Raw genomic sequence first — 21,527 nt, 5'->3', positions numbered from 1 at the left:
GCACGCGGATGCCGCTCGTGCGAAGGCCAGGCGCCAGAACGCGGTGCGGCTCGGCCTGATGGCCGTGCCCGTCGGGTTCTTCGCGCTGTTCTTCGCCTACCCGGTCGCGGCGATCGTCGGCCGGGGCCTGAAGGTGGACGGCGTCTGGCAGTTCGGCCGGATCGGCGAGGTGCTGACCCGGCCGGAGATCCGCGACGTCCTCTGGTTCACCACCTGGCAGGCGCTCGCTTCGACGGCGCTGACCCTGCTGATCGCGCTGCCCGGCGCCTATGTCTTCGCCCGCTTCGACTTCCCCGGCAAACAACTGCTGCGGGCGGTCGTCACGGTGCCGTTCGTCCTGCCGACCGTGGTCGTCGGGACGGCCTTCCTGGCGCTGCTGGGACGCGGCGGATTCCTCGACGAACTCTGGGGCGTACGGCTCGACACCACCGTCTGGGCGATTCTGCTCGCCCATGTCTTCTTCAACTACGCGGTGGTCGTGCGGACGGTGGGCGGGCTGTGGTCCCAGCTCGACCCCCGGCAGGAGGAGGCAGCCAGGGTGCTCGGCGCGGGACGGTTCGCCGCCTGGCGACGGGTCACCCTGCCGGCCCTGGCACCCGCCGTGGCCGCCGCCGCGCTGATGGTCTTCCTCTTCACCTTCACCTCCTTCGGGGTCGTGCAGATCCTCGGCGGCCCCGGTTACGCCACCCTCGAAGTGGAGATCTACCGGCAGACCGCGCAACTGCTCGCCCTGCCGACGGCCGCCGTGCTGACACTGGTGCAGTTCGCCGCGGTCGGTGCGATCCTCGCCGTGCACGCCTGGACCGTACGGCGCCGGGAGACCGCGCTGAAGCTGGTCGACCCCGAGCGGACCGCCCGTCGGCCGCGCGGCGCCGGGCAGTGGGCGCTGCTCGGCGGGGTGCTGCTGACCGTGCTGCTGTTGATCCTGCTGCCGCTCGGGGTGCTGGTCGAGCGCTCCGTGGACACCGCCGACGGGCATGGCTTCGACTTCTACCGTGCCCTGTCGTCCGTGGACGCGGGCGGCGGTACGTTCCTGGTCGCGCCGCTCGAAGCGATCTGGAACTCCTTGCAGTACGCGCTGGTCGCGACGGTCATCGCGCTGGTCATCGGCGGGCTGGCCGCCGCGGCGCTGACCCGGCGGGCCGGCCGGCTGGTGCGCGGTTTCGACGCGCTGCTGATGCTGCCGCTCGGGGTGTCCGCGGTCACCGTCGGCTTCGGCTTCCTGATCACCCTGGACGAGCCGCCGCTGGATCTGCGGACCTCCTGGATCCTGGTGCCGCTCGCCCAGGCGCTGGTCGGTGTGCCCTTCGTCGTACGGACCATGCTGCCCGTGCTGCGCGCGGTGGACGGGAGGCTCAGGGAGGCGGCCGCGGTGCTCGGGGCGTCGCCGCTGCGGGCCTGGCGGGAGGTCGATCTGCCGCTGGTGCGGCGGGCGTTGCTCGTCGCGGCCGGTTTCGCGTTCGCCGTCTCGCTCGGTGAGTTCGGCGCGACGGTGTTCATCGCCCGGCCCGACCGCCCGACGCTGCCGGTCGCCGTGGCCCGGCTGCTGGGGCGGGCCGGAGAGCTCAACTACGGCCAGGCGATGGCGCTGAGCACCATCCTGATGGTGGTCTGCGCCGTCTCGCTGCTGCTGCTCGAACGTATCCGCACGGACCGGTCCGGGGAGTTCTAGAAATGCTGACACTGGAATCGGCCACGGTTCGCTTCGGCGAGCGGGCGGCGCTCGACGCGGTGGACCTGGAGGTCGCCGAGCACGAGATCGTCTGTGTGCTCGGGCCGAGCGGAAGCGGCAAGTCCACTCTGCTGAGGGTGGTCGCCGGACTGCACCCGCCGGACGGCGGCCGGGTGCTGCTGGACGGCGCGGACCAGGCCGGGGTGCCGGTGCACCGGCGCGGGCTCGGCCTGATGTTCCAGGACCACCAGCTCTTCCCGCACCGGGACGTCGGCGCCAATGTCGCGTTCGGGCTGCGGATGCGCGGGGTGTCGCGCCGCGACCAGGAGCGCAGGGTCGGCGAACTCCTCGACCTGGTGGGCCTGCCCGGTGCCCAGCGGCGTGCCGTCGCCGCCCTGTCCGGTGGTGAGCAGCAGCGCGTGGCCCTGGCCCGGGCCCTCGCCCCGAGCCCCAAGCTGCTGATGCTGGACGAGCCGCTGGGCCAGCTCGACCGCGGTCTGCGGGAACGGCTCGTCGTCGAACTGCGCACGCTCTTCGGCCGCCTGGGCACCACGGTGCTCGCCGTCACCCACGACCAGGGCGAGGCGTTCGCCCTGGCCGACCGGGTGGTGGTGATGCGCGACGGGCGGATCGCCCAGGTGGGCACCCCGCTGGAGGTCTGGCAGCGTCCGGCGTCCGCCTTCGTCGCCCGGTTCCTCGGCTTCGACAACGTGGTCGGGGCGACGGTGACCGGTACCGTCGCCGACACGGTGTGGGGCAGGGTGCCGGTGCCGAAGGGCTCGCCGCAGGGGGCGTGCGATCTGCTGGTGCGTCCGGCCGGGGTCCGGATCGGCGCCCCGGACGAGGGGCTGCGCTGTGTGGTCGGGACGCGTACGTTCCGGGGCAATCACGTCGCGGTGCGGCTGATGCCGGGGAGCGGTCCGGAGCTGGAGGCGGAGTGCGCGCTGCGGGACGCCCCCGAGGAGGGCGCGACGGTCGGGGCGGCCTTCGACGCGGCGGAGACCGTGGTCCTGCCGGCCCGGCTCTGACCGTTCGCCCAAGGGCCGCCCGGGGACGGCGCGCACCGGTCGCGGGAGCCGCCCATCGGCCGGAGGATGGCCGGATGCGCCGGAGTGCGGCGCTGGCCGTCCCGGGGACCCGGTGGAACGTCTTCGCGGACGCCCCCGGGACCGTGCGGCAGATCCGGAAGAACTCCGGGAAGGACAGGGACATGACCGAGTCAGCACGCGAGGGCATCGACATCACCCGCATCCTCGACGCCCCGCCGGAGAAGGTCTTCGCGGCCTGGACGACACCGGAGCACTTCGCGGCCTGGTACGGCGGTGACGCCGAGGTGCCGCTCGACCGGGTGTCGATGGACGTCAGGCCGGGCGGCGCCTGGAGCCTGGTCATGGTGGTGCCGGGCACCGAGATGCCGTTCCACGGCGTCTACCGGGAGGTGGTGGCGCCGGAACGGCTGGTGTTCACCCTGAAGGACGCCTCCGCGCCCGCAGACGTCGAGGGCGAGACCGTCACCGCCACCTTCACCGATCGCGGCCACGGGAGCACCGAGATGGTCTTCCGGCAGCGCGGCGGCAACCTCACGGCCGAGCAGTACGCGGCGGCCGAGGACGGCTGGGAGGCCTTCTTCGACGCGCTCGTGGCCCGGCTCGCGTCCTTCTGAGCCCGGACAGGCCCTACATGCACAGCCGGGCGAGTGCCTCGGGGGCCTCGTCCACCGTGTCCACCAGCGCGATCCGGGCCTCCATCGCCCGGCGGGCGGCCAGCGCGCGCAGCAGCGGCCACGCGGGCAGGGCGCGCGTCCAGTGGGCGCGGCCGACCAGCACCATCGGGGTCGGCCCGCCGAGCGAGCCGTAGTAGTTCGGCGTCGCGTTGTCGAAGATCTCCTGTACGGTGCCGGCGGCGCCGGGCAGGAAGATCACGCCCGCCGTGGAGCGGGTGAGCAGTCCGTCCTCGCGCAGCGCGTTGGCGAAGTACTTGGCGATGCGGTCCGCGAACGGGTTTGGTGGCTCGTGCCCGTAGAACCAGGTCGGGATCGAGACGGAACCGCCGCCGCCCGGCCAGCGCCGTCGTACGTCGAAGGCGGCCAGCGCCCAGTCGGTGACCGACGGGGTGAACGAGGGGGCCGCGGCCAGCAGTGCGCAGGCCTCGTCCAGCACGGGATCGGGGTGCGGCGCCGTGTACGCCCCGAGGTTCGCGGCCTCCATCGCGCCGGGCCCGCCGCCGGTGGCCACCGTCAGACCGCCGCGGGCCAGGGTCCGGCCCAGCCGGGCCGCGGCCGCGTACGGGGAGCTGCCGCGGGCCGTCGCGTGGCCGCCCATCACCCCGACCACGCGGGCGCCGGCGAGGAACTCGTCCAGCGCGTCGGAGACCGCGTCGTCGTGCAGTGCCCGCAGCATCGACGCGAGGGTGTCGCCGTTCGCCCGGGTCTGCTGGAACCAGCGGTACGCGCGGGCGTCGGGCGTGGCCGCGTAACCGCCGTCGGAAAGCCCCTCGTAGAGCGCGTCGGGGGTGTAGAGCAGGCCGCGGTACGGATCGAAGGGGAGTCCGGGTACCGGTGGGAAGACGAACGCGCCGTCGGCCCGTACCTTCGCCGTCGCCCCGGGTTCCATCCGGCAGCCGAGGAAGACGGCGCCCGCCGTGTCGGCGGCCAGCAGGGCGGCGCCGCGGTCCGTCAGGTCGACGGACTGCACCCGGTGCCCGGCCAGCGACCCCGAGGCGACCGCCTCGTCGAATTCGGCGAGCGACTCGATCTCGGGGCCGGGCGGGGGAGTGACATCGTCCGGATTGTCCACGTTGTCATGCTACGTAGCGGCCGGGTGCGGGGCGTGGTCCGCGGCGCGCGTGCTCAGGCCGTCAGCGGCAGTGCGGCCAGCTCGGCGATCAGCCAGGTCAGCGGGGCGAAGACGATCAGCAGGGCGGCGGCGCGCAGGGCCGTCGCGGCCCGCAGCGCCGACACCGGGGCGCCGAGCCGCAGCAGCGCCCGCGCCGTCTGTGCGCGCTCCTGCCTCACCTCCAGTGCCGAGGTCAGCAGCGTCGCCGTCGTGCAGCCGAGCACGAGCACCGCGCCCAGGACCGTCAGCGGGCCGAGGGGGTGGGTCTTCGTCCCGTAGAGCGCGTAGGCGGCGACCGCCGCGGCGAGCACCGCGCAGACCACACCGAGCGGCCGGCCGATCCGGCGCGATTCGTCCATCAGCACCCGGCCGGCCAGCAGCCGGACGGCGCCGGGGCGCGCCGCCTGCAGCAGCCGCCCGCACAGATACGCCAGCCCCGGGCCCGCCATGGCCAGACCGGCCGCCGTCAGCGTCCACCCCACCAGCACCCCGGTCGGGGTGGCGTCGAGCCTGCCGGGCAGCGGGAGCAGGCTGCGGACGTCGCCCCGGCTCATGTACGCCTCGACGGCGAGGCCCGCCGCGGTCAGCGCCACGCCCCACGGCAGACCCGTGGGAGGCGCCGACGGACCGGGGGCCTCCGGCTCCGTCAGGACCTCCGAGTCGTCCGGGGCCGCCGCGGTCAATGGCTCGGCGCGCAGCGCGAGCGCGCTCGCCGTCGCCGCGGCCACCGGGACCAGGGCCAGCAGCACCAGCGCGGCGGCGAGCGGCAGCGGGGCCTCGGCGTCGAGCCGTCCGGCCGCGGCGCCGTCGAACGGCAGCCCGGACAGATCACCGCGCAGATGCAGGTAGAACAGCAGCGCCACCATCGACCCGAGGGTGCAGGAGACGGCGGTGGAGACCGCGGCGAGCACCGCGAGCCGGACCGGCCCGAGGCCCACGGCGGACAGCCCGGAGCGCGGCCGGGTGCTGGGGTCGGTACGTGCCACCGCGACCGCGAACTGCACGGTGGCGGCGAGCGGCACGAAGCACCACAGCAGGCGCAGCACGGCGCCGGTGGAGTGCGCCGGGTGCGCCGAGGCGTAGCCCAGGGCGCACAGCAGCAGGAAGCCGGCACCGGCCGAGGCGGCGGCGACCAGCAGTCGCCTCAGCAGGACCAGCGGATGGGAACCCCGGGCTAGACGGAGAGCGAGCACGCCGCGCGGCCCTCCGTGTCGGACCCGGCGGGCAGGGCGACGGTGGCGACGCGACGGCCGTCCAGCAGCGGGACCGTGCGGTCGGCGAGGGCGGCGATCTCCGCGTCGTGGGTGGCGATCACGATCGTGATGCCGTGCGAACGGGCCGCGCTGGTGAGGGTGCGCAGCACATGCGTCCGGTCGCTGCGGTGCAGGGTCGCGGTCGGTTCGTCGGCGAAGATCACCGTGGGAGCGGCCGCCAGGGCGCGGGCCACGGCGATCCGCTGGCGCTGTCCCTGGAGCAGGGTGTGCGGCCGCTGCCTGGCGCAGGCGCCGATGTCGAGCCGCTCCAGCCACTCCAGGGCGGCCTTCTTCGCCTCCCGGTGCGAGGAGCCGCGCAGCAGCAGCGGGAGGGCGGTGTTCTCCCAGGTGTTCAGCTCGGGCACCAGTTGGGGCTCGGGGGCGATCCAGCCGAACCGGTCGCGGCGCAGCCGCTCGCGCAGCCGGGGGCCCATGGTGTGGACGGGGACGCTGTTGAACCACACCTCGCCCTGCTCGGGCACCAGCTGACCGGACAGGCAGTGCAGCAGCGTCGTCTTGCCGCAGCCCCGGGGGCCGGTCACGGCGAGGATCTCGCCGTCACGGACGCCCAGGGATACGCCGCCGAGCGCGGGGGAGCCGTTGTGGGAATGTTGCAGGGAGCGCGCCCAGATCACGTCGTTGTCCGGCGGGGCCACCATGGCGTACACCTCGGTTCAGATCGTAATTCCCGTTCCCCCGTACGGGGGAACGAAGACGGGGCCGATCGGTCACTCGGCACCGTAAGGATTCGAACCGCGGTGAGCGCACAGCACACGGCCCGGGTGCGCCCCTTCCCACTCGAATGGGCGCATCCGGGCCGTGTGGACCGTATGAGGATGACGGCTGGAAGCCGGTCGAACAGTGGTCAAGCGATGGTCAAGCGACGGGGCGGTCCGGCCGGCGGCCGATCCGTGGTCGGGCCGCCGGCCGTCGTGCCGGTCAGAGCTTGGTCCATGCCTCCGTGAGGACGTTGCGCAGGATGCCCTCGATCTCGTCGAACGTCGACTGGTCGGAGACCAGCGGCGGCGCGAGCTGGACGACCGGGTCGCCGCGGTCGTCGGCCCGGCAGTACAGGCCGTTGTCGTACAGCGCCTTGGAGAGGAAGCCGTACAGGACGCGCTCGGTCTCCTCGTCGGTGAAGGTCTCCTTGGTGGCCTTGTCCTTCACCAGCTCGATGCCGTAGAAGAAGCCGTTGCCGCGGACGTCGCCGACGATCGGCAGGTCGAGCAGCTTCTGCAGCGTCGTGAAGAAGGCGTTCTCGTTGTCCAGCACGTGCTGGTTGAGGCCCTCGCGCTCGAAGATGTCGAGGTTGGCGAGGCCGACCGCCGCGGAGACCGGGTGGCCACCGAAGGTGTAGCCGTGCAGGAAGGTGTTGTCACCCTCGTAGAACGGCGCGGCGACGCGGTCCGAGACGATGCAGGCACCGATCGGGGAGTAGCCCGAGGTCATGCCCTTGGCGCAGGTGATCATGTCCGGCACGTAGCCGAACTTGTCGCAGGCGAACATCGTGCCGAGACGGCCGAAGGCGCAGATGACCTCGTCGGAGACGAGCAGCACGTCGTACTTGTCGCAGATCTCGCGGACGCGCTGGAAGTATCCGGGCGGCGGCGGGAAGCAGCCACCGGCGTTCTGCACCGGCTCCAGGAAGACCGCGGCGACGGTGTCCGGGCCCTCGAAGAGGATCTCCTGCTCGATCTGGTCGGCGGCCCAGCGGCCGAAGGCCTCGGGGTCGTCGCCGTGGATCGGGGCGCGGTAGATGTTGGTGTTCGGCACCTTGTGCGCGCCGGGGACCAGCGGCTCGAAGGGGGCCTTCAGGCCCGGCAGGCCGGTGATGGACAGGGCGCCCTGCGGGGTGCCGTGGTAGGCGACCGCACGCGAGATGACCTTGTACTTGGTCGGCTTGCCCTGGAGCTTGAAGTACTGCTTGGCCAGCTTCCAGGCGGTCTCGACGGCCTCGCCGCCACCGGTGGTGAAGAAGACCTTGTTGAGGTCGCCCGGGGCGTAGTCGGCGAGGCGCTCGGCCAGCTCGACGGCCTTCGGGTGGGCGTAGGACCACACCGGGAAGAAGGCCAGCTCCTGGGCCTGCTTGTACGCGGCCTCGGCGAGCTCGTGACGGCCGTGACCGGCGTTGACCACGAACAGGCCGGACAGGCCGTCCAGGTAACGCTTGCCCTGGTCGTCGAAGATGTAGGTGCCCTCGCCACGCACGATGGTGGGAACGGGCGCGTTCTCGTAGTCCGACATGCGGGTGAAGTGCATCCACAGGTGGTCGTACGCGGTTTGGCTGAGGTCCTTGCTCACGGCTATCGGGTTCCCCACATATAGGTCTGCTTCTTGAGCTTCAGGTACACGAAGCTCTCGGTGGAGCGCACACCGGGGAGGGCCCGGATGCGTTTGTTGATCGTTTCCAGCAGGTGGTCGTCGTCCTCGCAGACGATCTCCACCATCAGGTCGAAGGAGCCCGCGGTCATCACCACGTACTCGCACTCGGCCATGGCCGACAGCGCTTCGGCGACGGGATCGAGGTCTCCCTCGACATTGATGCCGACCATCGCCTGCCGCCGGAACCCCACGGTGAGGGGGTCGGTGACGGCGACGATCTGCATCACGCCCTGATCGAGCAGCTTCTGGACGCGCTGTCGCACGGCCGCCTCGGAGAGGCCGACGGCCTTGCCGATCGCGGCGTACGGACGGCGTCCGTCCTCCTGGAGCTGCTCGATGATTGCGAGGGAGACGGCATCGACCGCTGGTGACGATCCGTTCCCGGTCCTGGAGTCTGCGCTGCGACTGGCCACGCATCCACTGTGCACCGGGACTCGTCGGTCTGGCAAGCCCAGATCGATGAAATTCGTTGTTTGAGGGTCCAGATCTAACTGAATCCGAAGTTCACGGCGGTTGGGCATGTCGAAAGCGACACCCGAGCGACTACCCTGGGCATCTCACCCATTGGACGTGTCGACAGGAGGGGTGGTTGTGACCACCGAGGTGCGCCGTCTGCGCAACTACATCAACGGAGAATTCCGGGACGCCGCTGACGGGCGGACCATCGATGTGATCAACCCGGTGACGGAAGAGGTCTACGCGACCTCGCCGCTCTCCGGGCAGGCCGATGTCGATGCCGCGATGGACGCCGCCGCGGCCGCTTTCCCCGCCTGGCGCGACGCCACGCCCGCCGAGCGCCAGAAGGCCCTGCTGAAGATCGCGGACGCGTTCGAGGAGCGCGCCGAGGACCTCATCGCCGCCGAGTCGGAGAACACGGGCAAGCCGCTCGAACTGACCCGTACCGAAGAGGTCCCGCCGATGGTGGACCAGATCCGCTTCTTCGCGGGTGCGGCGCGGCTGCTCGAAGGCCGCTCGGCCGGCGAGTACATGGAGGGTCTGACCTCCATCGTCCGGCGCGAGCCGGTCGGCGTCTGCGCGCAGGTCGCGCCGTGGAACTACCCGATGATGATGGCCGTCTGGAAGTTCGCCCCGGCGCTCGCCGCGGGCAACACCGTCGTCATCAAGCCGTCCGACACCACCCCGGCGTCGACCGTGCTGATCGCCGAGATCATCGGCCAGATCCTGCCCAAGGGTGTCTTCAACGTCATCTGCGGCGACCGGGACACCGGCCGCGCGATGGTCGAGCACCGGACCCCGGCGATGGCCTCCATCACCGGCTCGGTACGGGCCGGCATGCAGGTCGCCGAGTCCGCCTCCAAGGACGTCAAGCGGGTCCACCTGGAGCTCGGCGGCAAGGCCCCGGTCGTCGTGTTCGAGGACACCGACATCGCCAAGGCCGTCGAGGGCATCTCCGTCGCGGGTTACTTCAACGCCGGTCAGGACTGCACGGCCGCGACCCGCGTCCTGGTCCACGAGTCCATCCACGACGAGTTCGTCACCGCGCTCGCCAAGGCCGCCGCCGACACCAAGACGGGGCAGCCGGACGACGAGGACGTGCTCTACGGCCCGCTCAACAACGCCAACCAGCTGAAGCAGGTCAGCGGCTTCATCGAGCGGCTCCCCGCCCACGCCAAGGTCGAGGCGGGCGGCCACCGGGTCGGCGACAAGGGCTACTTCTACGCCCCGACCGTCGTCTCCGGCCTCAAGCAGGACGACGAGATCATCCAGAACGAGGTCTTCGGCCCGGTCATCACCGTCCAGAAGTTCACCGACGAGGCCCAGGCCGTGGAGTACGCCAACGGCGTCGAGTACGCCCTGGCCTCCTCGGTGTGGACCAAGGACCACGCCCGCGCCATGCGGATGTCCAAGAACCTCGACTTCGGCTGCGTGTGGATCAACACCCACATCCCGCTCGTCGCCGAGATGCCGCACGGTGGCTTCAAGAAGTCCGGCTACGGCAAGGACCTCTCCGCGTACGGCTTCGAGGACTACACCCGCATCAAGCACGTCATGACCTCGCTCGACGGCTGACATCCCGTCAGCAGGCAGGTCACGGCCCCGGGCATCCGCCCGGGGCCGGCCCCGTTCCCCGGGGCCGGCCCGCATCGACAGGATGTGCGGACGGAGCGGGTGGCGCTGGACGGTTGGTCCATTGCCCGCACCGCCGGCCGCCCGGCATCCTGCGCAGGTGCGAGCAACCCCGAAGAACCCCATGTCCCGCCGGTCCGTGCTGCGCGCCTTCGGGGCCACGGCCGCCGGTGTCACGCTGGCCGGCTGCGGAGTGCCCGCCGCCTATGTGGAACCCGGCGACCGCGCCGGACGCGACACCTCGGCGAGCGACCACACCCTGCAGTTCGCGAACTGGCCGCTCTACATCGACACCGACGACGAGGACCAGTCGAAGCGCCCCACCCTCGACGCATTCGGCAGACGGACCGGGATCTCCGTCACGTACACCGAGGAGATCAACGACAACGACGAGTTCTTCGGGAAGATCAGCCCGGCGCTGATGAACCACCAGGAGACCGGCCGGGACCTGATCGTCGTCAGCGACTGGATGTCCGCCCGGTTCGTGCGGCTGGGCTGGGTGCAGGAGATGGACCGGGCGAAGCAGCCGAACGTCGCCAAGTACCTGGACCCGCAACTGCGTTCGCCCGCCTTCGACAAGGGCCGGATGCACAGCGTCCCCTGGCAGTCCGGGATCACCGGCATCGCGTACAACCGCAAGAAGCTCGGCCGGGAGATCAAGCACCTGAGCGATCTGTGGGCGGACGACCTGCGCGGCAAGGTGACGCTGTTGTCCGGGTTCGACGAGGCCTTCGGCCTGCTGATGCTGGGCAACGGAGTCGACGTCACCCGCTGGCAGCGGGACGACTTCTACCAGGTGTGCGACCAGGTCGAGAAGCTGGTGAGGAAGCGGCACATCCGCCGCTTCACCGGCAACGACTACATCAAGGACCTGTCGACCGGCGATGTGCTCGCCTGCCAGGCCTACTCCGGCGACGTCATCCAGCTCCAGGCCGACAACCCGGAGATCGAGTTCGTGGTCCCCGAGGAGGGGGGCGAGCTCTGGTCGGAATCGCTCATGATCCCCAATCTCGCGCGCCACAAGCGCAATGCGGAACGGCTCGTCGACTACTACTACGAGCCCGAGGTCGCCGCCGAACTCGCGGCCTGGGTCAACTACGTCTGCCCCGTCCCGGCCGCCCGCGAGGTGCTGGCCGCCGCGAAGGACAAGGAGACCGCCGAGCTCGCCGAGGACCCGCTGATCTTCCCCGACGACGAGATGCGCAAGCGACTCGCGACCGCCCGCGACGTCACGTCCGAGGAACGCTCCGAATTCGCCAAGAAGTGGAACGCCATAGTGGGGCTGTGAGCCGTACCAGGGGTGGCGTAGGAGGCCGGTAAACGCGGGCGTACGCTGCGGACATGAGCGAGCGAAGAGCCCTGCTGAGGCGCATACGCGTGTGGTTGGCCGTCTTTATCGTCTGTCTGGTACTGAGCGGGCTGACCGCCTTTCCGCTCGTCCATGAACTCCACTGGGCCGAGGACCTGCTGAGGTCCTCGGCCTCTCCCGTTCCGGAGCACTTCCCGGCACTGATGGAGTGGATCACCAAGGTCCGCACCGGCCTCGACGAGGCCGACGCGAAGTACCCCTTCGTGCTGTACGGCACCGACTGGCTGGCCTTCGCGCACCTGGTCATCGCCGTCGCCTTCTACGGCCCCTACCGCGATCCGGTCCGCAACATCTGGGTTGTCGAGTTCGGCATGATCGCCTGCGCCGGGATCATCCCGCTCGCGCTGATCTGCGGGCCCGTCCGAGGCATCCCCTTCTGGTGGTCCGTCATCGACATGTCGTTCGGCGTCTTCGGGGTGATCCCGCTGCTCGTGGTGCGCCGCATGATCAAGCGGCTGGAGGTCCTGGAGCGGACACCGCGGCCGGAGCCCGCCGCGACGACCGCTCAGGCTCTCTGAGTCACCCGGCCGACGGGGCGCCGAAGGCGGCCACCACTATGTTCATCGCCGTGGGGTTCATGCCGTCCCCCTTCGCGTCCGTCGAGTTGACGCTGTAGACGAGGGTCCGGGAAAGATCACGGGTGGCCGCGACGACGGTGTTGTAGCCCCAGCGGCCACCCGTCTTGCCCCAGACCGCGCGTCCGCCCAGCCGCATCACCGAGAGTCCCGCGCTGTACGCGGCGGGTTTGCCCGTGCCGTACTCACGCACCGAGGCGTCGGGCAGCGTGAACATCTCCTGGAGCAGCGGACCGCGCACCACCCGCCCGCCGAACAACTCCCGGGTGAAACGCTCCAGATCGGCGGTGGTCGAGATCAGGTCGCCCGCCGCCCAGGCGTCCGTCGCCCCCCACACCGTCACATCGCGCAGCTCGCCCGTGCCGAAGAGCTGGTAACCGCGGTTGTGGGGTCCGCGGATCGCCGGGTCGGCGCCGGGGAAGTACGTGTCCTTCAGGTGCAGGGGCTCCAGGACGCGGCGGGACACCTGCGAGGCGTACGAGTCACCCGTGACCCGCTCTATCAGCAGGCCCGCCACGGTGTAGCCGATGTTGGCGTAGTGCTGCTGAGTGCCGGGCACGAAGTCCGGTTCCCGGGAGGTGGCTTCGCGCACGGTCCGCACCGGGTCGTGCAGGTCGAAGCGATGTGCGTACGCGTCGTCCAGGCCGTCGCCCGAGCCGACGGACGGGATGCCGCTCGTGTGGTTCAGCAGCTGGCGCACCGTGACGTCCTCGTACGCCGCCGGGATCAGATCCGGCAGATAGCGCCGGACCGGGTGGTCCAGGCCGAGCTTGCCTTCTCCGGCCAGTTGAAGCACGACGGCCGCCGTGAAGACCTTGGTCACCGAACCGGCCCGGAAGCGGCCGTCCGGGTCCGCCGGCCGCCTGGAGGCCAGGTCGTGGACGCCGGAACTGCCCCGCCAGTCGCCTCCGGAGCCCGACACCCGCACCAGCGCGGCCGTGGCGTCGTCCTTCGGGAGCCCGGCGATGGCGGTCCGTAGTGCCTCGGAGTCCGGAGCCGTCGTGACGGGATCCCCCTGCACCCGGTGGCCTGCGGCCGCCGGGGCGCCGGCACCGGCCGCCAGGGCCGGTGAGACGGCGCCCGCGGCGATGCCGAGGACCAGCGCGGCTGCGAGGGCGGTGCGGGACGTACGGGCTTTCATGTCGGGTGCCTCCTGGGCGTGGAATCCTCAACTGCTCACGGAATCCATCCTGTTGATCAGCGCCCCCGGGCGGATCCCCCGCCCGGGGGTTTGCCCGGGGGAGACCGTCTCCCCTGCGCGGGGGAGCCGAACGCCGGGCCTCCCCCCGGAGAGCGAGTCACGACCGGAGAGGAAGACGCTGCTGGAGCCGGCGAGGGAGTCACGACACCGGCGAGAGGGCTACGACTCCGGCGAGGGAGTCACGACACCGCATTCGTACGCGCAGATCACCGCCTGGATCCGGTCGCGCAGCCCCAGCTTGGACAGCACATTGCCGACATGGGTCTTCACCGTGTGCTCGCTGACGACCAGCGCCGCCGCGATCTCCGCGTTCGACAGCCCGCGGGCCAGGTGCAGCAGCGTCTCGCGCTCCCGGGCGGTCAGTACGTCCAGGCGCGCCGACGGTGCCACGGCCGCGGCCGGCGGGCGCGAGGTGTACTCGGCGATCAGCCGGCGCGCCACCGAAGGAGCCAGCAACGAGTCCCCGGCCGCCACCACCCGCACCGCGTGCACCAGGTCGTCGCGGCGGACGTCCTTGAGGAGGAAACCGCTCGCGCCTGCGTGCAGGGCCTCGTAGACGTACTCGTCGGAGTCGAAGGTGGTCAGCATGACCGTCCGGCAGCCGGTCCCGGCGCTGATGGCGCGACAGGCCTCGATGCCGTCCGTGCCGGGCATCCGGATGTCGAGCAGCGCCACGTCGGGCGCCAGCCGCCGCACCGCTTCGACCGCCGCCCGGCCGTCGCCCGCCTCGGCCACCACCTCGATGTCCGGCTGCGCGTCCAGGATCATCGCGAAGCCGCTGCGTACCAGCTCCTGGTCGTCGGCCACCACCACACGGATCGTCAACGTCCCACCTCTGTCCCCTGCTCCATTCCCGTCTCCATCCCTGTTTCCGTCTCCGCCCGTGTCTCCGGCCGGGCCCGCGGGATCGTCACCCGGACCCGGAAACCCCGCCCGCCCGGACCGGGGCCGGTACCGGCCGTGCCGCCGTGCGCGGCGGCACGCTCCCGGATGCCGATCAGTCCCAGTCCTGTGCCGCCCCCGGGTCCCCGTCCGTCGTCGGTGACGGTGAGCGTCAGCGCCTCGGGCCCGTGCTCCAGCCGGACGCAGACCGTGCTCGCGTCCGCGTGCCTGACCACGTTCGTCAGCGCCTCCTGCACGATCCGGTAGACGGTCGCCTCGACCGCCGGGCCCGGCGGGCCGGGGCTGCCCGTGACCTCGTACGAGACCGCCGGACCGCTGCCGCGCACCCGCTCCACGAGACCCGGCAGCCCGGCCAGCGAGGGCTGGGGCTCCCGCGGCGCGTCCGGCCCGCCCTCGTTCTCGCGCAGCACGCCCAGCATCCGGCGCAGCTGAGCCATCGCGTCCCGGCCCGCCTCGGAGATCGCGTCGAAGGCCGCCTCGGCACGCTCCGGCGCCGTGCGGACCGCCACCGGTCCCGCCTCGGCCTGCACGATCATCAGGCTCACCGCATGGGACAGGATGTCGTGCATCTCCCGGGCGATCCGGGCCCGTTCGCGGGCCGCCGCCTGTTCGGCCTCGATCCGGTGCGTCAGCTCCAGCTGACGGGCCCGGTCCTCCACCGCGCGCAGATAGGCCCTGCGCGTCACCGTGAACCGGCCGAAGGCGTAGGCCGCCGCGAACACGAACAGCGAGAAGAGCAGCTCGCGCATGTCCTCGCCGTCGAGCCCGACCGAGACCAGCACCGCCGTCACCGTGAGCGCCGCGATCCCGATCCGCTTCGGCGGCGAGGAGAGCTCGGCCACCGTGTAGAACGCCACGAGACCGGTGTACGGGAGCGGCTGACCCGGTCCGTCGACGGTGAACGTGTACAGGGCGCCGGCGGCCAGCACCGCGACGAGGACCGCGACCGGTGCCCGGCGGCGGACCACCAGCGGCAGCACCATCAGGGTGGTCAGCCCGTACGACGTCCACGTCGCCTCCGGCAGATCAGGGGCGCGCGGCACGACGAATGGCATGGTCATGGCGGCCTGGACCAGCAGCGCGACGAGCAGGTCCACGCCGAGCGGACCGGCCCTCCCGGCGAGTCCCGGCACTCGCGCGGTGATGTCCCGTATGCGCATCGGACCGGTGCCCTCAGGGCTTCCGCGCGACCGCGCCGAACTGCGCGACCCGTGCCGCACCGGGCTCGCCGCGCCAGTGCGCGCACGACACGACGCCCGGGTCCACGAGGTCGAGCCCGGTCAGGAACGCGGCGAACTCGGCGCGGGTGCGGGCGGTGATCGGCGGGGTGGCGTTCTCGTTCCAGAACCGCATCGCCGCCTCATTGCCCTCGCCGCCCAGCTCCAGCGTGGGATGGGTGAGCACCAGATGACTGCCCGAGGGCAGCGCGTCCATCAGCGTGCGGACGATGCGCCGTGCCTCGTCCGTGTCGAGCACGAAGTTCAGGATGCCCAGGAGCATGACCGCGACCGGCCGCCCCAGGTCGAGCGTCGGCTGAGCCGCCCGCAGGATCCGCTCGGGGTCGCGGGCGTCCGCGTCGACGTACTCGGTCGCGCCCTGCGGCGATCCGGCGAGCAGCGTCCGGGCGAGCGCCAGCACCGCCGGATCGTTGTCGACATACACGACGCGGCAGTCGGGCGCGGTGCGCCGGGCGACCTCATGGGTGTTGCCGGCGCTCGGCAGACCGGTGCCGATGTCCAGGAACTGCCTGATCCCCGCCTCACCGGCCAGATAGCCGACCGCCCGCTGCAGGAACGCCCGGTCGGCGCGCGCCACTTCGCCGATGCTCGGGTACATGGCGGTGACCCGGTCGCCGACCGCGCGGTCCACGGGGTGGTTGTCCGTGCCGCCGAGCCAGTGGTTCCAGACCCGCGCGTTGTGGGCGACGTCGGTACGGACGCGGTCGGGGACGGGGGTGGTGCGGGGATCGGTCATGTCGCTGCTCCTCCTGCGCCGGGCCCGCATCACGGACGATGGGGCGGGCCCATGATGCCGGACCGGCCGGCGGGAGGGGGCTGGTGCGGTCAGGATGCCGGGCCGGTCGACGGGAGGGGTTTGGTGCGGCCACGATGCCGGACGTCGGCGGGAGGGGCCGGGTACGGCCAGGAGCCGGCCGTCGACGGGAGCGGAACGGCGGGCCCAGGACGCCCGACCGGTCAACGGGAGCGGTCCGCACGGGAGTCGGCGAGGACGTCGTGCAGGACGTCGACCCGGTTGGTGGTGATCGAGTCGACGCCGTGCCGGACGAGGCGGCGCATCGTCCGCCTGGTGTCGGCCGTCCAGGCGGAGACCAGCAGCCCGTCCCGGTGCAGCCGCCGGGTCAGTTCCGGGTCCACCAGGCCGAACCGGTAGTTCAGCCAGCGCGGCCGCACCGCGTCGAGCAGCGCGGCGCGCGGCGGCGCGACACTTGTCCAGGTCAGGGCGATCTCGGCCCTCGGATCCGCGGCCCGGACCCGGAGCATCGCCCCGGGGCCGGCGCAGTAGTACGCCCGCTCGCCGGCCCCGCACTCGCGCACCGCACCGACGATCCTCGGCACGGAGCCGTCCGTGGAGCCCGGCAGATCGACCATGACGCGGTGCGCCCCGGCGGCGAGCAGCGCCTCGCGCAGGGTGGGCACGCCGCCCCGGGTCAGCTCGGTGAGCTCCGCGTGGGTCAGCCGGTCGAGCCGCACGTCGTGGCCCCACAGCCGCTTCAGCGTGGCGTCGTGCAGCAGGACCGGCACACCGTCCCGGGTGAGCCGCACATCGACCTCGACCGCGTCCGCCCCTCGTCCGAGCGCGGAGCGGATCGAGAGCAGTGTGTTCTCGCGGACACGGTAGGGATCGCCGCGGTGCGCCACGGCGGTGACTGAGGTGACCATGGGGCCATTGTGGCCACCGGGGTCACCGGCCCGCGCGCTCCAGCCAGTTGGCCGTGTACGTGTCGATCTCGGCGGCCAGCCTCCGCTTGCCGGCCGCGTCGAGGTACGACGCCTCGACGGCGTTCTTCGCCAGCGAAGCGAGACCCCGCTCGTCCAGGCCGAGCAGGCGGGCGGCCACCGCGTACTCGTTGTTGAGGTCGGTGCCGAACATCGGCGGGTCGTCGCTGTTGATGGTGACCAGGACGCCCGCGTCCACCATCTCCCGGACCGGGTGCTGCTCGATGTCCGCCACCGCGCGGGTCGCGATGTTCGAGGTCGGGCAGACCTCCAGCGGGATCCGGTGCTCGGCGAGATGGGCCAGCAGCTTCGGGTCCTGGACGGAGCTGGTGCCGTGGCCGATGCGCTCGGCGCGCAGGTGGGTCAGGGCGTCCCAGATGGTCTGCGGGCCGGTGGTCTCCCCGGCGTGCGGCACCGAGTGCAGGCCCGCGGCGATCGCCCGGTCGAAGTAGGGCTTGAACTGCGGGCGCTCCACACCGATCTCGGGACCGCCGAGACCGAACGAGACCAGACCCTCGGGCCGCAGGTCCACGGCGAGCCGGGCGGTCTCCTCGGCCGATTCGAGCCCGGCCTCGCCGGGAATGTCGAAGCACCAGCGCAGCACGACACCCAGCTCGGCCTCGGCGGCCTTGCGGGCGTCCTCTATCGCCTCCATGAACGCCTGCTCCGGGATGCCGCGCCGGGTCGAGGAGAACGGGGTCACCGTGAGTTCCGCGTAACGGATGTTCTGCCGCGCCATGTCGCGGGCGACCTCGAAGGTCAGCAGGCGGACGTCCTGAGGGGTGCGGATCAGGTCCACGACGGAGAGGTACACCTCGATGAAGTGCCTGAAGTCCGTGAAGGTGAAGTAGTCGGCGAGCGCCTCCGGGTCGGTGGGGACCTTGGAGTCGGGGTGGTGCGCGGCCAGCTCGGCGACGATGCGCGGAGAGGCGGACCCGACGTGGTGGACATGCAGCTCGGCCTTGGGCAGCCCCGCGATGAAGGGGTGCAGATCGGTCATCGGACTCTCCGGGGCGTCGAACGGTTCGGGTGCCGGGCACGGTCGGCCGGGCAGGGACGGGGATCATCGTAGGCCGGGCCCATCGGTGCTCGGCGGGGCCGTAGCATGACGGGACCACGATGGGGGAGGCCCATGTCAGACAACACAGAGCAGCCAGAGGGTGGGGCCGCGCCGCGCGATCCGTGGGCTCCGCCGGACAGCAAGGTGCCGCTGGAGAAGCCGGCCGGCGATCCCCGCCCGCCCGCTGTGCACAACCAGCCCACGGTCGCCTCGATGCCGGGCGCCGGGGACGGCCCCGCACCGGCCGATGCGACACCGCCGGGATTCGGTTCGCCGACGCAGACCGGGCCGGTGCCCGGCTTCGGCCCCGCTCCCGGTGAGGTTCCGCCGCCGCCGGTCGGACCGAACGGACCGGGCCAGCCGGTCGCGGGCCAGTACGGCTACCCGGCCGCACCGCCCGTCCCGCAGTACGGCGGCTACCCGGGGTACCCCGGGTACAACCAGGCACCCTGGGGCGGTCCGCCGCCCTCCAACGGCATGGGTACCGCGGCCATGGTGCTCGGCATCCTGGCCATCTGCTTGTTCTGCATGTACGGGATACCCAGCCTGGTCCTGGGCGCACTGGCCCTGATCTTCGGCATCCTCGGCCGCAAGCGGGCGCAGCGCGGTGAGGCGACCAACAGCGGTCAGGCACTCGCCGGGATCATCATGGGGGCCATCGGCATCGTCTTCGGCGTCGCGATCATCAGCTTCTTCGTCTGGGTGCTCGTCGCCCACGGTGACGATCTGGACGACAGCACCTACAACGACGACCCGTACTCCACGTCGCTCGTTCTTGAGGCCACCCGCTAGGGCCGGTCGTCAGTCCCGCTCCCGATGGCCCGGCTCCCGCAGCCGGGCCATCGGGCTTCCGGCCGCCGGGCTGCCGTGCCGCCTCATGACGCGGTGCGCTTCATGACGCGGTGCGCCTCATGACGAGGCGCCCTTCACCGCGCGGTGCGCCTCATGACGCGCGCAGCTTCGCCCGCGCGTCCATCAGCGCGAACCCCAGCAGATTCAGTCCCCGCCAGCTCGCCGGATCAGCCGCCCGCGGGTCGTCCGCCGCCAGCCCGATGCCCCAGATCCGGTCCATCGGGCTCGCCTCGACCAGCACCCGGTCCCCGGTGTTCAGCAGGAACTCCCGCAGCTCCGGATCGCCGCCGAACTTGTGCACGCTGCCGGCCACCACCAGTCCGTACCGCTCGCGCTGCCACACCGTGTCGTCGAATCCGCGGACCAGCCGGCCCACCTTCTTCGCCACCGCCGGGCTCTTCGCCGCCACCGCCGCGGCTTCCGACTCCGCATCGCCGAACAGCCGGGCCTTGCCGGCCATCATCCAGTGCTCGGCCGACGCGTAGGTCACACCGTCGACCGTGAAGCGCGACGGCCACCACTGACTGAGGCAGCTCGCACCGATCCGGCCGTCGGGCCGGGGGCGGTGCCCCCAGAAGTGCAGGTACTTCACCTTCTCACCGCGCGCGGCCCGCGTGAGGAGATCGTCCATGTGTTCCATGACATGCGATTCTGGCATTCGCCACTGACACTCCGTACGGGGAATTCCGCGCCGACGCGACACATGGTCGACAGATTCCGTCGCGTAACCAAAAGGCAACAACGGAATCACTTGTTGGGGTAGTTCCCCTCTGCCAGGATCGGCACTCAAATCGAGCAGAGGCTACGCCGCCCCCGCATTCCGGGGCACGCGGCGGAGGAGATCGTCATGGGCAACGGCATCCAGGTGCGGGACCGCTTCGCGGACGGCGCACAGTACATCGGCGGAAAGCTGCGGTCCGGAACATCGGGACGTCACCACGACGTGGTGAACCCGGCGACGGGCGAGACCGTCTACCGCTACGAGCTGGCGGGCACCGCCGACGTGGACGCCGCGGTGGCGGCCGCGCGCGAGGCGTTCCCCGGCTGGTCGGGCGCGACGCCCGCCGAGCGGGCCGAGGCGATGCACCGCTTCGCCGCCGTCCTCGCCGAGCAGGCCGACGACTTCGCGTACGTGGAGTCCCTCCAGTGCGGCAAGCCGATCAAGCTCTCCACCGAGTTCGACGTGCCCGGCACCGTCGACAACACCTCCTTCTTCGCCGGGGCCGCCCGCCACCTGGAGGGCAAGTCGGCCGCCGAGTACGACGGCGACCACACCTCGTACGTACGCCGCGAGGCGATCGGCGTCGTCGGCTCCATCGCCCCCTGGAACTACCCGCTCCAGATGGCCGCCTGGAAGGTCCTCCCGGCCATCGCCGCGGGCAACACGATCGTGCTGAAGCCGGCCGAGATCACCCCGCTGACCTCGCTGATGTTCGCCCAGGCGGCCAGTGAGGCGGGGATCCCCGACGGCGTGATCAACATCGTCACCGGCGCGGGCAAGGACGCCGGCGAGCACCTCGTCGGTCACCCGGACGTCGTGATGACCTCCTTCACCGGCTCCACCGCCGTCGGCAAGCGGGTCGCGGAGATCGCCACCTCCACCGTCAAGCGCCTCCACCTCGAACTCGGCGGCAAGGCCCCCTTCGTGGTCTTCGACGACGCCGACCTCGAAGCCGCGGTCAACGGCGCGGTCGCCGGAGCGCTCATCAACACCGGCCAGGACTGCACCGCCGCCACCCGCGCCTACGTCCAGCGCCCGCTGTACGACGCCTTCGTGCAGGGCGTCGCCGAGCTCATGGAGACCGTCCGGCTCGGCGACCCCTTCGACCCGTCGACCGACCTCGGCCCGCTGATCAGCCACGCCCAGCGCGACCGGGTCGCCGGATTCGTCGAGCGGGCCCGCGCGTACGCCACCGTCGTCACCGGCGGCGAGGCCCCCGGCGGCGAACTGGCGGCCGGCGCCTACTACCGGCCGACGCTGGTCGCGGGTGCCGCCCAGGACAGCGAGATCGTCCAGTCGGAGATCTTCGGCCCGGTCCTGGTCGTACTGCCCTTCGACAGCGACGACGAGGGCATCCGCCTCGCCAACGACACCCCGTACGGACTCGCCGCCTCCGCCTGGAGCCGCGACCTGTACCGCGCCAACCGCGCCACCCGCGAGATCAAGGCGGGCTGCGTCTGGGTCAACGACCACATCCCGATCATCAGCGAGATGCCGCACGGCGGATACAAGGCCAGTGGCTTCGGCAAGGACATGTCCTCGTACTCCTTCGAGGAGTACACGCAGGTCAAGCACGTCATGTACGACAACACCGCGGTCGCCCGCAAGGACTGGCACCGCACGATCTTCGGGGACCGATAAGCCGGCCGACCCCGGCCAC

Annotated in this window: 20 protein-coding genes; 8 read left to right on the top strand and 12 right to left on the bottom strand. The window is 71.6% G+C overall.

The features are described 5' to 3' along the window. Positions 1-58 precede the first annotated feature (58 nt). The 3 genes from ACFYY1_RS30660 (at position 59) to ACFYY1_RS30650 (ending at position 3,335) form a co-directional block, all read left to right on the top strand. Positions 59-1,672, top strand: a complete 1,614-nt coding sequence (locus ACFYY1_RS30660; RefSeq protein WP_388591365.1) for an ABC transporter permease — start codon at positions 59-61, stop codon at positions 1,670-1,672. Positions 1,673-1,674: 2 nt separating this feature from the next. Further along, positions 1,675-2,700: an ABC transporter ATP-binding protein gene (locus tag ACFYY1_RS30655; RefSeq protein WP_388591364.1), complete on the top strand. Its 1,026-nt coding sequence runs from the start codon at positions 1,675-1,677 to the stop codon at positions 2,698-2,700. A gap of 182 nt (positions 2,701-2,882) precedes the next feature. Continuing rightward, positions 2,883-3,335 carry an SRPBCC domain-containing protein gene (locus ACFYY1_RS30650; RefSeq protein ID WP_388591363.1) on the top strand — a complete coding sequence of 151 codons (453 nt, stop codon included), beginning with the start codon at positions 2,883-2,885 and terminating at the stop codon, positions 3,333-3,335. 13 nt (positions 3,336-3,348) lie between these two features. On the opposite strand, the gene ACFYY1_RS30645 is transcribed toward ACFYY1_RS30650, so the two are convergent. The 5 genes from ACFYY1_RS30645 to ACFYY1_RS30625 all read right to left on the bottom strand — a co-directional run bounded on the left by ACFYY1_RS30645 (position 3,349) and on the right by ACFYY1_RS30625 (position 8,554). Continuing rightward, positions 3,349-4,467: an LOG family protein gene (locus tag ACFYY1_RS30645; RefSeq protein ID WP_388591362.1), complete on the bottom strand. Its 1,119-nt coding sequence runs from the start codon at positions 4,465-4,467 to the stop codon at positions 3,349-3,351. 53 nt (positions 4,468-4,520) lie between these two features. Beyond that, entirely contained in the window at positions 4,521-5,699 is a 1,179-nt protein-coding gene (locus ACFYY1_RS30640) for a hypothetical protein (protein ID WP_388591360.1), read from the bottom strand. Then, positions 5,681-6,418, bottom strand: coding sequence for an ABC transporter ATP-binding protein (locus ACFYY1_RS30635; protein WP_388591358.1), 738 nt, complete (start codon positions 6,416-6,418; stop codon positions 5,681-5,683). Before ACFYY1_RS30635 ends, ACFYY1_RS30640 begins: the two co-directional genes overlap by 19 nt. 280 nt (positions 6,419-6,698) lie before the next feature. Then, positions 6,699-8,078 (bottom strand): aspartate aminotransferase family protein, encoded by a 1,380-nt coding sequence (locus ACFYY1_RS30630; protein WP_388591357.1) that lies wholly within the window; start codon positions 8,076-8,078, stop codon positions 6,699-6,701. Then, positions 8,063-8,554 carry an Lrp/AsnC family transcriptional regulator gene (locus tag ACFYY1_RS30625; RefSeq protein WP_176729251.1) on the bottom strand — a complete coding sequence of 164 codons (492 nt, stop codon included), beginning with the start codon at positions 8,552-8,554 and terminating at the stop codon, positions 8,063-8,065. Before ACFYY1_RS30625 ends, ACFYY1_RS30630 begins: the two co-directional genes overlap by 16 nt. Positions 8,555-8,732: 178 nt before the next feature. Here ACFYY1_RS30625 and ACFYY1_RS30620 point away from each other — a divergent pair, with 178 nt between their 5' ends. The 3 genes from ACFYY1_RS30620 to ACFYY1_RS30610 all read left to right on the top strand — a co-directional run bounded on the left by ACFYY1_RS30620 (position 8,733) and on the right by ACFYY1_RS30610 (position 12,116). After that, complete coding sequence (locus ACFYY1_RS30620; protein ID WP_388591355.1) at positions 8,733-10,172, top strand: gamma-aminobutyraldehyde dehydrogenase; 1,440 nt, start codon at positions 8,733-8,735, stop codon at positions 10,170-10,172. 181 nt (positions 10,173-10,353) lie between these two features. Continuing rightward, positions 10,354-11,517, top strand: a complete 1,164-nt coding sequence (locus ACFYY1_RS30615) for a PotD/PotF family extracellular solute-binding protein (RefSeq protein ID WP_388591506.1) — start codon at positions 10,354-10,356, stop codon at positions 11,515-11,517. Positions 11,518-11,570: 53 nt separating this feature from the next. After that, the gene (locus ACFYY1_RS30610) at positions 11,571-12,116 is read left to right on the top strand and encodes a hypothetical protein (protein ID WP_388591354.1); all 546 of its coding nucleotides are present in this window, start codon (positions 11,571-11,573) and stop codon (positions 12,114-12,116) included. Position 12,117: 1 nt separating this feature from the next. On the opposite strand, the gene ACFYY1_RS30605 is transcribed toward ACFYY1_RS30610, so the two are convergent. From ACFYY1_RS30605 to ACFYY1_RS30580, 6 genes are all read right to left on the bottom strand, one after another. After that, positions 12,118-13,314 carry a serine hydrolase domain-containing protein gene (locus ACFYY1_RS30605; RefSeq protein WP_388591353.1) on the bottom strand — a complete coding sequence of 399 codons (1,197 nt, stop codon included), beginning with the start codon at positions 13,312-13,314 and terminating at the stop codon, positions 12,118-12,120. Positions 13,315-13,533: 219 nt separating this feature from the next. Continuing rightward, complete coding sequence (locus ACFYY1_RS30600) at positions 13,534-14,199, bottom strand: response regulator (RefSeq protein ID WP_388591351.1); 666 nt, start codon at positions 14,197-14,199, stop codon at positions 13,534-13,536. Beyond that, positions 14,196-15,437: a sensor histidine kinase gene (locus ACFYY1_RS30595; protein WP_388591349.1), complete on the bottom strand. Its 1,242-nt coding sequence runs from the start codon at positions 15,435-15,437 to the stop codon at positions 14,196-14,198. Before ACFYY1_RS30595 ends, ACFYY1_RS30600 begins: the two co-directional genes overlap by 4 nt. Positions 15,438-15,450: 13 nt before the next feature. Continuing rightward, entirely contained in the window at positions 15,451-16,251 is an 801-nt protein-coding gene (locus ACFYY1_RS30590; RefSeq protein WP_388591348.1) for an SAM-dependent methyltransferase, read from the bottom strand. A gap of 221 nt (positions 16,252-16,472) precedes the next feature. Continuing rightward, positions 16,473-17,177, bottom strand: coding sequence for a glycerophosphodiester phosphodiesterase (locus ACFYY1_RS30585; RefSeq protein WP_388591347.1), 705 nt, complete (start codon positions 17,175-17,177; stop codon positions 16,473-16,475). 22 nt (positions 17,178-17,199) lie between these two features. Continuing rightward, the gene (locus tag ACFYY1_RS30580; RefSeq protein ID WP_388591346.1) at positions 17,200-18,234 is read right to left on the bottom strand and encodes an adenosine deaminase; all 1,035 of its coding nucleotides are present in this window, start codon (positions 18,232-18,234) and stop codon (positions 17,200-17,202) included. 132 nt (positions 18,235-18,366) lie between these two features. Between ACFYY1_RS30580 and ACFYY1_RS30575 the strand changes: the two genes are divergently transcribed. Next, positions 18,367-19,086, top strand: a complete 720-nt coding sequence (locus ACFYY1_RS30575; protein ID WP_388591344.1) for a DUF4190 domain-containing protein — start codon at positions 18,367-18,369, stop codon at positions 19,084-19,086. Between the two features lie 151 nt (positions 19,087-19,237). Here the strand turns inward: ACFYY1_RS30575 and ACFYY1_RS30570 are convergent, their stop codons facing one another. Continuing rightward, positions 19,238-19,777 carry an NADAR family protein gene (locus ACFYY1_RS30570; protein ID WP_388591342.1) on the bottom strand — a complete coding sequence of 180 codons (540 nt, stop codon included), beginning with the start codon at positions 19,775-19,777 and terminating at the stop codon, positions 19,238-19,240. 216 nt (positions 19,778-19,993) lie between these two features. Between ACFYY1_RS30570 and ACFYY1_RS30565 the strand changes: the two genes are divergently transcribed. Next, complete coding sequence (locus ACFYY1_RS30565) at positions 19,994-21,508, top strand: gamma-aminobutyraldehyde dehydrogenase (RefSeq protein WP_388591340.1); 1,515 nt, start codon at positions 19,994-19,996, stop codon at positions 21,506-21,508. Positions 21,509-21,527 lie beyond the last annotated feature (19 nt).

The sequence above is a fragment of the Streptomyces sp. NPDC001890 genome (assembly GCF_042891445.1).
Lineage (GTDB): Bacteria > Actinomycetota > Actinomycetes > Streptomycetales > Streptomycetaceae > Streptomyces.
Note: the sequence above shows the minus strand (reverse complement) of the source record. Positions and strands in the feature narration are given on the sequence as shown.